The sequence below is a fragment of the Luteibacter sp. ME-Dv--P-043b genome (genome assembly GCF_030209605.1).
Classification (GTDB): Bacteria; Pseudomonadota; Gammaproteobacteria; order Xanthomonadales; family Rhodanobacteraceae; genus Luteibacter.
In genome coordinates this window covers 30,217-44,306 of record NZ_JARVRT010000014.1, presented here as the reverse complement: position 1 = coordinate 44,306, position 14,090 = coordinate 30,217, and the positions used below count along the sequence as shown (strand labels likewise).

Sequence of the window (14,090 nt, the reverse complement as noted above, 5' to 3'; positions counted from 1 at the left end):
CAACGACGTAATCGTTTACACGTAACGGTATTTACGTACCCACTTCGTGGCGCGATGCCGGTATCCTTGCCCGCCTGACGCGTCCGCTCGCGTGTCCACATCGCTTTCCAAGGCCGAACCATGAACCGTGATCCCCGCATCGAAGACCTGATCGCCCGCATGACCGTCGAAGAGAAGGTCGGCCAGCTGGGGTGCTTTGCGGACGCCCTGCGCCCGTTCGCGCCGGACATCAACCCGGAAGCCAACGCGCTGGGTGCCGCGGAGGTCCGCGAGCAGATCCGGGCCGGCCGCGTGGGCGCCCTGTTCAATGGCGTGGGCGCGGCCGAAGGTCGCGAGGCGCAGCGCATTGCCGTCGAGGAAAGCCGCCTGGGCATCCCGTTGCTGCTGGGTGCCGACGTCATCCACGGCATGCGCACCGTGTTCCCCATCCCGCTGGGCGAGGCCTCCACGTTCGAGCCGGCACTAGCCGAGCGCACCGCGCGGGCCACGGCAGTGGAAGCCACCGCCGCCGGTATCCACTGGACCTTCGCGCCCGCCGTGGACATCGCCCGCGACCAGCGCTGGGGCCGCGTGGCCGAAGGCGCCGGCGAGGACGTGGTGCTGGGCTCGGCGTTCGCCGCCGCGCGTGTGCGCGGCTTCCAGGGCCCGGACCTCACCGCCGACGACGCGCTGCTGGCCACGCCGAAGCATTTCGCCGCCTATGGCGCGGTGGCCGGCGGCATGGAATACAACGCCGTGGACATCGCGCCGCAGACGCTGCGCGACGTGCACCTGCCGCCGTTCAAGGCCGCCGTCGATGCCGGCGCGCTCACCTTCATGAGCGCCTTCAACGACATCAACGGCGTGCCGGCCTCGGCCAATCGCGAACTGATGACCGATATCCTGCGCGGCGAATGGGGCTTTCCGGGCCTGGTGGTGTCCGACTACACCGCCGACATGGAACTGATCGCTCACGGCTTTGCCGACGGCGAGCGCGATGCCACGCGGCTGGCCTTCGTCGCCGGCGTGGACATGAGCATGCAGAGTGGTTTCTACGCCGAACACCTGCCCGATCTGGTCGCCGCCGGCGAGGTGTCGATGGACGTGCTGGACGAAGGCGTACGTCGCGTCCTCACCGTGAAGCACGCCATCGGCCTGCTCGACAACCCGTACCGTTCGCTCGATGCCGACGTCGAGGCGGACACCTCGAAAAATGCGGCGCATGCCGAGCTGGCGCGCGATGCATCGCGCCGTTCCATCGTGATGCTGAAGAACGACGGCATCCTGCCGCTGCGCACGTCCGGCCAGAAGATCGCCCTGATCGGGCCGTTCGGTGCCGACGTGGACAACCTCGAAGGCTGCTGGACGCTGTTCGGCGACAAGGCGCGCCACATCAATATCGAAGCGGGCCTACGCGCCGCCCTGTCCGCCGGGGATGCGCTGGAAGTCGTGGCCGGTAGCGGCATCGAGGAGGCGCTGGACGGAGGCATCGACGAGGCCGTGGCCGCTGCGAAGCGCGCCGACGTGGTGCTGCTGGCCATCGGTGAGCCGCAGGTCTACTCCGGCGAGGCGCAGTCACGTACGCAGATCGTCGTGCCGCCGGCGCAGCAGGCACTGGCCGAAGCCGTCGCGGCCACCGGCACGCCCGTGGTCGTGCTGCTGAAGAACGGCCGGGCGCTCGCGCTCACGGGTGCCGTGCGCAACGCGAACGCCATCCTGGTCACCTGGTTCCTCGGCAGCCAGACCGGCCCGGCCATCGCCGATGTCGTGTTCGGCGCGTACAACCCGTCCGGCCGCCTGCCTGTCAGCTTCCCCCAGGACGCCGGCCAGCAGCCGTACTTCTACAACCACCTGCGGACAGGCCGCCCGGAGCTGGCCGACCAGCCGCCGGCATTCAAGGCGCGCTACCGCGAGGTGACCTTCGAGGCGCTGTACCCGTTCGGCCATGGGCTCAGCTACACCACGTTCGCCTATGACGCCCCGCGCGTGCCGGCCACTGTCGGCTGGGACGAGACCATCGTGATCACCGCCACCGTCACCAACACCGGCGCGCTGGCGGGCGAAGAAGTGGTGCAGCTGTACATCCACGACCGCGTGGCCAGCCGGGTGCGGCCGGTGCGCGAGCTGAAGGCGTTCCGCAAGATCCTCCTCGCACCGGGCGCGTCGGCCGAGGTTCGTTTCGAACTCACCCGCCGCGACCTCGCCTTCACCCACCGCGACGGCGTCACCTTCGAGGCCGAGCCGGGCGACTTCCAGGTCTGGATCGCCGGCTCGTCGCAGCAGGGCGAACCGGCCACATTCGTGCTCGGCCGGCCCTGAGCGTGCACGACCTCACCGGCAAGGTCGCCTTGGTGACCGGCGCAGCCAGCGGCATCGGCCAGGCCATCGCGGCCGCCTATGCCGCCGCGGGTGCGCGGGTCGTCGTGGCCGACATCGACGCCGATCGGGCGACCGACGCCGCAGCAGCGATGGGCCATGGCGCCATCGGCCTCGGCATGGACGTGACCGACGAGGCCCAGGTGGACGGCGGCTTTGCCCGCGTGTCACGCGAGCTCGGCCCGGTGGACATCCTGGTCAGCAACGCGGGCGTGCAGATCATCGCACCGCTGGTCGACCTGTCCTTCGCGGACTGGAAACGGATGCTGGCGGTACACCTGGACGGCGCGTTCCTCACCACGCGCGCGGCCATGCGCCAGATGGTCGAGGCCGGCCGGGGCGGTTCGATCCTCCTGATGGGCTCGGCCCATTCCCATGTGGCCTCGCCGCTGAAGGCGCCCTACGTTACGGCCAAGCATGGCCTGCTCGGACTGGCACGGACCATCGCGAAGGAAGGTGCCGCGCATGGCATTCGGGCCAACGTGATCTGCCCGGGCTTCGTGCGCACGCCGCTGGTCGAGAAACAGATCCCGGAACAGGCAAAGGCACGCGGCATCGACGAGGCCGCCGTCGTCCGGGACGTCATGCTGCGCGACACGGTCGATGGCGAATTCACGACGCTGGAAGATATCGCCGCCACGGCCGTGTTCCTCGCCGGTTTCGGTTCGAACGCGCTCACCGGGCAGTCGTTGCTGGTCTCGCATGGCTGGCACATGCAGTAAGGGGTTTCTTCAGCCGCTGGGCTGTTGAAGACGTCTTCGTGGGACGAAACGCTACGCAGGTGATGGGCCTTGCCCCGATCGCGGCGCGTCATCGTCCGCTACGGGCCACCTCGCCGGTTCACTAACGTGTGCAGCCCCCACGGATGGCCTTTCCGTGCCAAGGATGCACCCATGACTCCACGACGCTCGCTGGCGCTATACGCCAGCTTCCTCACGGCATTCGCCGCTCCATGCGCCGCTCAGGTAGCAGCCCCGCCCAACGTACCCTCCGTGCCCACCCGCGGCATCGTCTGGTCGGCCTGTACCGCAGCCGACGCCAGCAGCAACTTCTTTTCCCTGCTTGGCGACCGGCTCCGTTGCGGCACCGTCAGCGTGCCACGCGACCATCACCGCCCCGCCGGAGGCAGCATCTCGCTGCGGGTGGTGCGCGTGGCGGCCGCCGACACGACGAAGCGCCGCGGCGCGCTTTTCGTCAATCCCGGCGGTCCCGGCGGCGATGCCGGCACCTTCGCCGTGACCCTGGCGGCCATCTGGATGCACGCCAGGCCGGGCGACCCGGTGCATGGCGAGAAGAAACGCCTGTCCGACATGTTCGACCTGATCGCCGTGATTCCGAGGGGGATGCCTGGCAGCGCACCGCTCAACTGCGTGGGCGAGTTTCCGGAGACCCGTGGCGTGTTGTTCGACCGCACCGCCAGCAACGTCGCCCGGTTCGACCTGCTGCAACGACGCATGGCGGATGCCTGCCGTGCCGACCCGCTGCATCCATACATCAGCACGGAGCAGACGGTCTACGACCTGGACCTGGTGCGCCGCGCGCTGGGTGAAACCACCTTCAACTTCTTCGGTGTGTCCTACGGGACCTGGCTGGGCGCGTGGTACGGCGCCACCTATCCGGACAAGGTCGGGCGGATGCTGCTCGACTCGACCATGGACTTTACCGCCACCATGGAAGAAAACTTCCTGCTCACCGGTAAGGCCGAGCAGGAGCGCTTCGACCGCCTCGTGGCCCAGCCGGCGATCGCCGCGCCGGAGACCTACGGTATGGGCACCGATGTGGTGAGCGTCCGTCAGGCCATGACGCGACTGCCGTACCGTTTCCGTGTCGCATGGACGGGAGAGTATCGCTCGCCGGAAAGCCTGATGGCCGCGGCAGCCATGGCGACCTGGCTGCAGGAGGACACGGCGCTGACGCGGGAGGCCATGGCATCGCGTATCACGACCACCACGTTCCATGCCATGCCCCAGGTGCACCTGCGCATCCGCGACGAGGCACGCCGCATGCTGGATACGGTCTACGAGCCGCTGGTCATGAAGCCACCCTCACCGATACCGGTGGGCACGGCCATGATGGTCGCCGTGCCCTGCAACGATACGCCGGGCACCCGCGACGCGGGCATCTGGCAGCAGATCGTGGCGCGCTACGCGGCGGACTACCCTGCGGCGCACAGTGGCGACATGGTCAACCCCTGCGTGTTCTGGAACGGCCCCAACGCAGTGAAGCCGCCGATCGAGCGCTTGGCGCGGGCCGGGCGAGTTCTCATTACGGCCTCGGAATTCGACACGCTGACACCGATCGCCGGCGCACTGAACATGATCAACGCGCTTCCCACCGCCTCGATGCTGGTGCTGCGCGGGCACGACCGCCACGGCGTGTTCACGCTCACCGACGAGGCCTGCATCGAACGTACCGGCGCACGCTTCCTGCTCGACGGTCGCGTACCCAGCGAGCAACTCACCGAATGCCAGCGCGACCCATCGGTCCCGCTCCGCGCCAACCCATCCACTACGACCCGGTTCGTCGACGCAGCGCAGGTCGAGCGGTGGCGTGACCGCCTGGCGGAAGCACTGTCACGCGGGGAGCGCATGTCGCCACGCAAGGCACGGCCATGACCGCGCGCCGAATCGCCTGCGCCGTCGCCGTGGCGCTGATGCCCGTCGCCGGCCTCGCCGATCCGCACATCGTCTGGACGACCTGCCCGGCAACCGTGGTAGGGCCGGGCGGCGCCGACCTCGGCGACCGCCTTCAATGCGGCACCCTGAGTGCGCCCCTGGATCACGTCACACCGGACGGACGGCAGATCGACGTCGCCGTGGTGCGTGTCCGCGCCATGTCGCCCGCGCGACGTGAGGGCGCGATCTTCTTCAACAAGGGTGGGCCAGGCGCCAACCCCGCCGCGCTATTGCGTTCGATCGCGGTGGGCTGGTCGCGCACCGCCGCCGATGATCCGCGCGACGGGACGAAGCGTCTGCTTGCCGAGCGCTTCGACCTCGTCGCGGTGATCCCGCGCGGACTGGCGCCGGGGTGGGCGCTTCGGTGCATGACCGGCCTGCCGCCGCGCCATGCCTTCCTGCCGACGCACCTGGACGACGCGAACTGGCAACTGGCCATCGAGGATGCCCAAGCGGTGGCCGACGCGTGCACCGCGGCACCCGAGTCGCGCTATATCAACACCGAGCAGCACGTGCACGACATGGACATGGTGCGGCGTATCCTCGACGACGCCACACTGAACTTCTACGGCATCTCCTACGGCGGCAAGGTGGGCGCATGGTATGCGGCCATGTACCCCTCGCACACGGGTCGCATGCTGCTGGATTCCAGCATGATCTTCACCCACGACTTCCGCACCGCCCTGGAAGCATCGCTCAACGCACGTCGCAGCTTTTTCCTCGACGAGGTGCTGGCACCGCTGTTGAATACCCCATCGCACTACGGGCTGGGCGAGGCGCTGTCGATCAACGAGGCCGTTGAGAACCTGCCCGCACGCGCACGCGAGACCTGGTTCCATGTGCTCGACCATCCCGACCGGCTCGCCGCCGCGCTGCACCTCTCCGCATGGATCACGCAAGACGGCCTCTCGGGCATGCGCGAGTTCGAGGCGCGCATCCGGCGTACCACGTTCAGTCCCGATCCCGACACCCATCGCGCCATCCGCTGGGCGGCTGGCCTCCTGGTCAACCTCTACCTGAGACCACGACCGACCACGCCGCAGTTCGCCATCAGCCAGAACGGCGATTCCGTTCGCCAGGCCGTCGCCTGCAACGACTCCACCTGGTACCTGTCGGATGCACAGATCCGCGCCATGGCCGAACGCAACGCGGCGGCCTACCTGGTCAGCGATGGTGAGGAGATCCTCGAGCAACTGGTGTGTCGCCGGTGGGGCGCACCGGGCGCACGGCAACCCGATCTTGGGCCGCTTGCCCAGGTACCGCCCTTCCTCCTGCTCCAGGCGGAAAAGGACACGGCCACGCCGCTGCCCGGGGCAAAGGCCATCCTCGCCCGCTTCGGCAACGCGCGCTTGCTGGTGGCGAAGGGATCGGCGGTGCATGGCCTGTTCAACTTCACCGCCTCGGCCTGCGTGGAGCGCGCCGCGGCGCGCTACCTGCTGGACGGCACGATCACCGCCGATGCCTCGCGCATGCTCGAGTGCGACACGACGTCCCAGCATCCACTGGACGAACTGCCTGCACCGCCGCCCAACGCGACCACACCGGCGCCCGTGCCCGCCCCGACGCCCTCACCCGCGCCGGTGCACGACGAGACCTGAGCCGGCCTCGCCGTTCTAGAACATGACCTGCGCACGCACCTCGACGATATGCGGGTCGATGCGCAGATCGCGCCGGTCGCTGGTCGCCCGGACGTAGTTGCCCTGGAGCTTCAGGTAACGGGTGATGTACCAGTTGGCACCGAGCGTCCAGTCGTGTTCGCGGCCACCCAGCACCGGACCGTCGTCCAGGTCCAGAGTGCTGTAGCGCACCAGCAGCTCCACGGCGCCCCATGGGCCCTTGGGCACCACATCGCCGACGTTGCCGCCGTTGTAGGCGCGTGACTCACCGGTCACGACCCAGCTGCCGAACGTGTACCAGCCGTGCGCGACATACGCCGGCTTGTCGACCCGTTTGACGCGGGCGTCGAGGTACTCGCCCTGCACGGACCAGGGGCCGCCGATCCACAGGCCTTCGGCACCGCGCCGGTCCACGTGGTCGGCCACGCTGAGCGTGCCGGAGTCGATCAGACGCTGCGTGATCAAGCCGGCCTCGGGCAGCGCGCGCAACCGTACGTTGGGCGGGGTGTAGCGCCCACGGCCGTCCGTCGTGCCTTCGGGGGTTTCCCGCGAGAGCGACAGCCCCAGGTGCACGACGTCGCCCGGTGCGTTGCGCGGCGTCCAGGCGGCGCGCCCGGCCAGCATGCGCCCGTCCAGGTCGCCCTGCAGGTTGCCGCCGTGGTAGTAGCCCAGTTGGACCAGATACTGCTTGCGCGTCAGCGCCCAGTCCACGCCGATGCGGCGATTCGCGTAGACCGCCTGCATCGGCAACGACGACTCCAGGAACGAGGTGCTACCCGTGCTGGTGTTGCCCTCGAAGCCGACCGGCGTCTTCATGAAGCCGACGCGCACGGCCCCGGCGTCGTCGCCCAGCACGGCCTTGGTCTGCACGCGCAGGAACACGTCCAGCCACGTACGCGACTGGAAGTCGAACACCGCGGTGGCATCGTAGACACCCTTCTTGCGCACGTAGAAACCGAACTCCTTGCGGCGGTTCGTCTGCGCGTCTTCGTATACCCCATCATCGTGAGCGAAGCGATTGAGGTCGAACTGGTATTTCAACGACAGGCCGATGTCGGTGCCATCGCCGAGCACGGCATGCGTGGGCCAGTTGCTGCGCCAGTTGTAACTGGTCGCGGCCGGATCGGCGGCAGCGGCCCACGCAGGGGCGAGCAGCGCCATCGCACCGATAGCGATCTTCTTCAAACCATGTCCTCCCCAGGCTGCCGTGGGTCACGGCGAGCGTTATTCATGACGGCACGAGCGGGCTGAGAATCCGCTCAATCTTGCGAAAAGGCAGTGAAGAGGCGCGCGCCTCAGCGCTTCAGGCGGATCTCGAACACGCTCGGCCACCGCTTGCCGGTGACGAACAGGCGATCGTGCGCGGCATCGTAGGCGATGCCGTTGAGCACGTCGTCGACCGGGTCGGCCATGCGGCTGTGGTCGACCAGACCGCCGAGGTCGATCCATCCGGTGACGTGGCCGGTCTTCGGATCGATGCGCGCGATGCGATCGGTCTGCCAGACGTTGGCGAAGATCTCGCCCTTCACCCATTCCAGTTCGTTGATCATGCGCAGGGGCACGCCATCGGCCGTGACCTCGATGGTGCCGGTCTGTGCCAGGGTGTCGGGGTCGAGCACGCGCAGGGTGGGCGTGCCGTCGCTCAGGTAGAGGTGCTTCGCGTCACGCGTCAGCGCCCAGCCCTCGCCGGGGTAGCGAAACGTGCCCATCGGCGCGAACGTCTTGCGGTCGTAGATGAAACCCACGCCGTCGCGCCAGGTGAGCTGGAGCAGGCGGTTGCCCGTGAGGATGATGCCTTCGCCGAAGTAGCCCGCCGGGGTGTCCAGCTGCTGCACCACCTTGCCCGTGTCGAGGCGCACCTTGCGCACGCCCGAACCCATGTACTCCCCCGTGCTTTCGTAGAGGAAGCCGCCGTCGTAAAAGAGCCCTTCAGTGAAGGCCTGCGGATCGTGCGGGAATGTGTGCACGACGGTATAGCGGTACACCGGGATATCGGCGGCCGCCGCGGTGCCGCTGAAGACCAGCGCCGCCGACAGGACCAGGGCGGGCATGCGGATGGAGTGCGTTCTCATGACATAGACCTTGCGCCAGAACGGGCGAGGGGCGCCGAAGCGCCCCTCTGTCCGGAATGTAACGGCTCCGGGATCAGAGCGCGTAGTACATCTGGAATTCCAGCGGGTGGGTGCTGGCGCGGTAGCGGGTCACTTCCTGCATCTTCAGCGCGATGTAGCTGTCGATGAAGTCGTCGGTGAAGACGCCCCCGGCCTTGAGGAAGTCGCGATCCTTGTCGAGCGCGACCAGGGCCTCGTCGAGGCTGGCACACACCTGCGGGATGTTCTTCTCTTCTTCCGGCGGCAGGTCGTAGAGATCCTTGTCGGCCGGTGCGCCGGGGTCGATCTTGTTCAGGATACCGTCGAGACCGGCCATCATCAGCACGGTGAAGGTCAGGTAGCCCGACTGCATGGGATCCGGGAAGCGGATCTCGATGCGGCGACCCTTCGGGCTGGACACGTACGGGATGCGGCAGGACGCCGAACGGTTGCGGGCCGAATAGGCCAGCATGACCGGTGCCTCGAAGCCCGGAACCAGACGCTTGTAGCTGTTGGTCGTAGAGTTGGCGAACGCGTTGATGGCCTTGGCATGCTTGAAGATACCGCCGATGTACCACAGCGCCGTCTGCGACAGGCCGCCGTAGAGGTCGCCCGCGAAGAGGTTTTCGCCGTTCTTGGACAGCGACTGGTGCACGTGCATGCCGGAGCCGTTGTCGCCGACGATGGGCTTGGGCATGAAGGTGACCGTCTTGCCCTGCTGGTGCGCGACGTTCTTGATGACGTACTTCATCGTCATCAGTTCGTCGGCCTTCTTCACCAGGGTGTTGAAGCGGGTGCCGATCTCGCACTGGCCCGCGTTGGCCACTTCATGGTGGTGCACTTCGACCACCTGGCCGAGCGACTCCAGCACCTTGCACATGTCCGCGCGCATGTCGCCCAGGGTGTCCACCGGGCTGACCGGGAAATAGCCGCCCTTGACGGCCGGACGGTGACCGCTGTTGGTGCCGTCGTACTTGTAGCGCGACGACCACGCCGCTTCTTCCGAGCCGATCTCGTAGAACACGCGGCCCATGTCGTTCTGCCAGCGCACCGAGTCGAAGATGAAGAACTCGGGCTCCGGACCGAAGAAGGCGGTGTCGGCAATGCCGGTGGACTTGAGGAAGGCTTCGCCGCGCTTGGCGATCGAGCGCGGATCGCGGCCGTAGGCCTGCATGGTGCTGGGCTCGAGCACGTCGCAATGCAGGATCAGCTGCTTGTGCGCGCTGAACGGATCGAGGTGGGCGGTTTCCGGGTCCGGCATCAGCACCATGTCGGATTCGTTGATGCCCTTCCAGCCGGCGATCGACGAGCCGTCGAACATCTTGCCGTCTTCGAAGGTGCCCTCGTCGATGGCGTGGGCGGGGAACGTGACGTGGTGGTGCTTGCCGAGCATGTCGGCGAAGCGCAGGTCGACGAACTCGATTTCCTCGTCCTGGATCAGGTTCAGCACTTTGGAAGCGGCGGACATGGGCAAACCTCGGAATGGATGTGGGGTCGGAAGCGATCCGGTTCAGGCCCCGGCATCATAAAACGCCCGCGTGACATTCGCTTGCTTGCACCAATAAGGTGCATGCTGGATTCGATTGCACCCACCGGGAGCGCGCTTGGGGCGCGACCGCCGGACGCCGTTCGTTTACCCTTTGCCTTCTCCTACCCACCCCCTTCGTCCGCCCGCACCCAGGGTCGACGCACGCCGAGCGGCCATGACCAAGAAAAACGACACCGATACCCCCGATACCGCGCGACGCCGGTTGCTGGGCGGCATGGCCACCACCGGCGCGCTGCTGGCGCTGGGTGGCGTGCAGGACGTGACCGCGGCGGGCAAGAAGACGCCTGGGCCGGCACCGACCGGCGCCGCGCTGGACGCGCTGCTCGAAAAGCACATCGGCAACGTGGTGGTGATCTACGCCGAGAACCGCAGCTTCAACAACCTGTTCGGTGATTTCCCGGGGTTGCAGCAGCCACTGGGTTCGGTTCCGGCGGAACGCCTGGTCCAGCGCGATCGCGACGGCACGCCGCTGAAGACCCTGCCGCCGATCTGGGACGGCATGGTGCCGCACGAACAGGTCGTCGACCACACCACATACAAGATCGGTGAGAAGGACATCACCGGCCTGCCCAATGCGCCGTGGGCGCTGCATACCGGCGATGGCACACCGCTGCCGCACGGCGTGGTCACGCGCGACCTCGTCCACGCGTTCTACAACAACCAGCTGCAGATCAACGGCGGCAGGAACGACGGCTTCGTCGCCTGGGGCGACAACGGCGCGCTGACCATGGGCCGCTACGCCAGCACGCCCGTGCACCTGCGCCTGTGGAACATCGCCGCGCAGTTCACCCTGTGCGACAACTTCTTCATGGGGGCCTTCGGTGGCTCGTTCCTCAACCACCAGTACCTCGTGGCCGCGCAGCCGCCGTTTTATCCCGCGGCGGACAAGAGCCCGGCGCAGTTCAATATCGCCGTGACGGAAAGCGGCGACCCGATGGACCCTCGCCTGAAGATGGCCGAGGATTCCCCGAAGAGCGCGATGGACGGCAAGCCGAAGTTCGCCAACCACAACACGCTCACCCCGGATTTCTGGGCCGTGAACACCATCGGGCCGCCCTACTCGCCCGGTTTCAACGTGGACCGCAAGCATCCCGAGCTGGCCGATGCCACCAGCGCCAACACGTTGCCGCCGCAGACGCACCGGCACATCGGCGACATGCTGTCCGCGAAGGGCATCGACTGGGCCTGGTACGCCGGCGGATTCCAGGCCGCGTTGGACGGCAAGGGCGATGGCAGCGAGTCCAGCTTTCCGCAGACCCCCAATTTCCAGCCGCACCACCAGCCACTCAATTACTTCGTATCGCTCGCCCCCGGCACCGACGCGCGCAAGCGCCACCTGCGCGACGGCGGCCTGGGCGAAACGGCGGCAACCAACCGCTTCCTCGCCGATATCGCCGCCGGCAAGCTGCCGCCCGTGGCGTTCTACAAGCCGCAGGGCAACCTCAACATGCATGCGGGCTATTCCGATGTGGAAGCCGGCGATCGCCACCTCGCCACGGTGGTGCACGCCCTGCGCAACAGCCCCCAGTGGAAGGACATGCTGGTGGTGATCACCTTCGACGAGAACGGTGGCTGGTGGGACCACGTGGCGCCTCCGAAGGGCGATCGCTGGGGCCCGGGCACGCGGATTCCCGCGCTGGTCGTCTCGCCCTACGCGAAGAAAGGCCATGTGGAGCACACCATCTACGACACCGGCTCCATCGCGCGTTTCCTCACGCGACGTTTCAAACTGGAGAAGCTGCCGGGCCTGAAAATGCGGGAAGACGCCATGATCGCAGCGGGAGGACCGCCACCGGGCGACCTGACCGAGACACTGGCGTTCTAGGGCGTCTGAACCGGGCTACGCGCCTACGCACAGAAGGCTGACGCACAGCAGCGGCAGTCGCGCCTGCAAACGCTGGAGAGGTCTCGCATACACTGCGCCCTCTTTTACATCGACAAGGATGTCGCATGCCAGTGCTTTCGCTTCGCGGCCGTATCGCCGCCTGTCTCGTCGTCGCTCTGTTCTCGCCAGCCCAGCCAACGCCCGCCGCGTCCGCAAACGACGTGCCACGCATCGCGTGGCTGCCCTGCGACCCGTCGCTCGTCAAGGAAGACGACCATGCGTTCGATGGCCGCTTGAGTTGCGCGCGTTTCCTTGCCCCGCTCGATCACCGCCAGCCCGATGGACGGACGATCGAGGTCGGCGCCATACGCATGGCAGCGGCCGACCGGGCGAACCGCAAGGGCGTACTGTTCGTCAACATCGGTGGTCCAGGCGGTCATCCGGCCAGCCTGGTGACCGGACTGGTCTCCGCCTTCCAGTCCTGGGACCCGCACGATCCCGTGCATGGCATGAAGCGTGAGCTCGTAGACCGCTACGACATCATCGGCGTCATACCGCGTGGCATGCAGGGCGGCTGGACACTGGATTGCAGCGAGGCCGCCAACACGGTTCACCCGTTCCTGCCGACCCATCGCGACGACGCACACTGGCGCCAGCTGGTCGCGGGTACACGCGCGCTGGCCAGTGCGTGCACCCGTGCGCCCGAGGCTCGCTATATCAGTACGGAGCAGCACGTCCACGACATGGATTACGTCCGGCGCGCGATCGGCGAGGATCGCATCCACTTCTACGGCGCGTCGTACGGCGGAAGGGTCGGGGCGTGGTACGCCGCGATGTATCCGGATCACATCGGCCGCATGCTGCTGGACTCGAGCATGGTGTTTCCTGCGTCCTTCAGGACAGCGACCTACGCGTCGATGGACAAGCGCCAGCAGCGATTCGAGACGCAGGTGCTGGCACCGTTACTCGCCGACCCGGTCCGCTTCGGCCAGCCGCCGGATCGTGCTGCGCTTCGCTGGGCGCCGCATACGCTGCACCCGGCGGTGAGGCCGCACTGGTACGACATGCTCGACACGCCCCAACACCTGGCCGCTGCGTTGACGATGAGCCGCTGGCTGGATGAAGACGGATGGCACGGCTGGAAACGCCTCGCCACGCGCATGGTGGCGGAACGCATGAGCACCGACCGCGCCGCGCACGTGGCGCTGCAGGTTGCGGCGTGGGACCTGCTGACACCCTGGCTTGCTCCGCCGTTGACCACACCGCCCACGTCGCCCGAAGACCGGTACGAGCAGTCCACCTACCTCGCCGTGGTGTGCAACGACGAAGCGAACTGGGGAAGCGAGCCGCAGATACGCGCCCGCTCGGACAACGACGCCTTCAACTATCCCCTGGGCAACGGGGTACAGACATTCGTCCAACTCGTCTGCGCATCGTGGGGACCGCGCACCTCACGTACCCCCGATCTGGACGTGCTCGCGCAAGGGCAACCCTTCCTGATGCTCCATGCCGAGAACGACGTGACAACGCCGATCGAGGGTGCACGAAACATCACGTTGCCGAAGTATCCCAACGCACGCCTGATCACGGCTACCGGCACGGACTTGCACGGGCTGCTCGGCCAGACGGGCACCGCATGCATCGAGCACGACGCGGCCCGTTATCTGCTGGACGGTACGTTGCCCATGCACGACCGCCAGGAATCGGTGTGCGCGTTCGAGCGGCCCGACGATCATCCTGCTTATTACAGCCTCCGCTGACGAGCGGGCCGAATCAATGACGCGCCGATTCGGCATCATCTTGGCTAGATACGGGGTATACAACGCATTCGTTTCACGGACGACAGGGACGACCGCGAATCCATAACGCTCCGGACGGCGTGCAACGGAGGCTCCTATCAACACGACAAGGAGTCAGCCGTCATCTCGCGATGGCAGATCGTCACCTACTTGGATGCAGGTTATTCCGTGCAGGTTGGGG

9 protein-coding genes are annotated in these 14,090 nt (G+C 67.1%); 6 read left to right on the top strand and 3 right to left on the bottom strand.

The genetic code is table 11. The features are described 5' to 3' along the window. Positions 1–120 precede the first annotated feature (120 nt). From bglX to QRN34_RS08715, 4 genes are all read left to right on the top strand, one after another. Complete coding sequence (gene bglX, locus QRN34_RS08730; RefSeq protein ID WP_285403840.1) at positions 121–2,298, top strand: beta-glucosidase BglX; 2,178 nt, start codon at positions 121–123, stop codon at positions 2,296–2,298. A 2-nt stretch (positions 2,299–2,300) separates the two neighbouring features. Further along, complete coding sequence (locus tag QRN34_RS08725) at positions 2,301–3,077, top strand: 3-hydroxybutyrate dehydrogenase (protein ID WP_285403838.1); 777 nt, start codon at positions 2,301–2,303, stop codon at positions 3,075–3,077. A 171-nt stretch (positions 3,078–3,248) separates the two neighbouring features. Continuing rightward, complete coding sequence (locus tag QRN34_RS08720) at positions 3,249–4,970, top strand: alpha/beta fold hydrolase (RefSeq protein ID WP_285403836.1); 1,722 nt, start codon at positions 3,249–3,251, stop codon at positions 4,968–4,970. Next, positions 4,967–6,628, top strand: coding sequence for an alpha/beta fold hydrolase (locus QRN34_RS08715; RefSeq protein WP_285403834.1), 1,662 nt, complete (start codon positions 4,967–4,969; stop codon positions 6,626–6,628). Before QRN34_RS08720 ends, QRN34_RS08715 begins: the two co-directional genes overlap by 4 nt. Positions 6,629–6,643: 15 nt before the next feature. On the opposite strand, the gene QRN34_RS08710 is transcribed toward QRN34_RS08715, so the two are convergent. From QRN34_RS08710 to glnA, 3 genes are all read right to left on the bottom strand, one after another. Then, the gene (locus tag QRN34_RS08710; protein WP_285403976.1) at positions 6,644–7,807 is read right to left on the bottom strand and encodes a porin; all 1,164 of its coding nucleotides are present in this window, start codon (positions 7,805–7,807) and stop codon (positions 6,644–6,646) included. Positions 7,808–7,941: 134 nt separating this feature from the next. Beyond that, positions 7,942–8,718: a glutaminyl-peptide cyclotransferase gene (locus QRN34_RS08705; RefSeq protein WP_285403832.1), complete on the bottom strand. Its 777-nt coding sequence runs from the start codon at positions 8,716–8,718 to the stop codon at positions 7,942–7,944. 73 nt (positions 8,719–8,791) lie between these two features. Next, positions 8,792–10,204: a type I glutamate--ammonia ligase gene (glnA, locus tag QRN34_RS08700; protein WP_285403830.1), complete on the bottom strand. Its 1,413-nt coding sequence runs from the start codon at positions 10,202–10,204 to the stop codon at positions 8,792–8,794. 235 nt (positions 10,205–10,439) lie between these two features. On the opposite strand from glnA, the gene acpA reads away from it, so the two are divergent. Both acpA and QRN34_RS08690 read left to right on the top strand, forming a co-directional pair. Then, positions 10,440–12,110 carry an acid phosphatase gene (gene acpA, locus QRN34_RS08695; RefSeq protein WP_285403828.1) on the top strand — a complete coding sequence of 557 codons (1,671 nt, stop codon included), beginning with the start codon at positions 10,440–10,442 and terminating at the stop codon, positions 12,108–12,110. 125 nt (positions 12,111–12,235) lie between these two features. Next, a complete protein-coding gene (locus tag QRN34_RS08690) occupies positions 12,236–13,870 on the top strand; it encodes an alpha/beta fold hydrolase (RefSeq protein ID WP_285403827.1) in 1,635 nt (544 codons plus the stop codon). The last annotated feature ends 220 nt before the right edge of the window (positions 13,871–14,090 follow it).

Coding starts and splice junctions, on each gene's coding strand:
- acpA (WP_285403828.1), top strand. CDS start 10,440: ATGACCAAGAAAAACGACACCGATACCCCCGATACCGCGCGACGCCGG.
- glnA (WP_285403830.1), bottom strand. CDS start 10,204: ATGTCCGCCGCTTCCAAAGTGCTGAACCTGATCCAGGACGAGGAAATC.
- QRN34_RS08710 (WP_285403976.1), bottom strand. CDS start 7,807: ATGGCGCTGCTCGCCCCTGCGTGGGCCGCTGCCGCCGATCCGGCCGCG.
- QRN34_RS08690 (WP_285403827.1), top strand. CDS start 12,236: ATGCCAGTGCTTTCGCTTCGCGGCCGTATCGCCGCCTGTCTCGTCGTC.
- QRN34_RS08720 (WP_285403836.1), top strand. CDS start 3,249: ATGACTCCACGACGCTCGCTGGCGCTATACGCCAGCTTCCTCACGGCA.
- QRN34_RS08705 (WP_285403832.1), bottom strand. CDS start 8,718: ATGAGAACGCACTCCATCCGCATGCCCGCCCTGGTCCTGTCGGCGGCG.
- bglX (WP_285403840.1), top strand. CDS start 121: ATGAACCGTGATCCCCGCATCGAAGACCTGATCGCCCGCATGACCGTC.
- QRN34_RS08715 (WP_285403834.1), top strand. CDS start 4,967: ATGACCGCGCGCCGAATCGCCTGCGCCGTCGCCGTGGCGCTGATGCCC.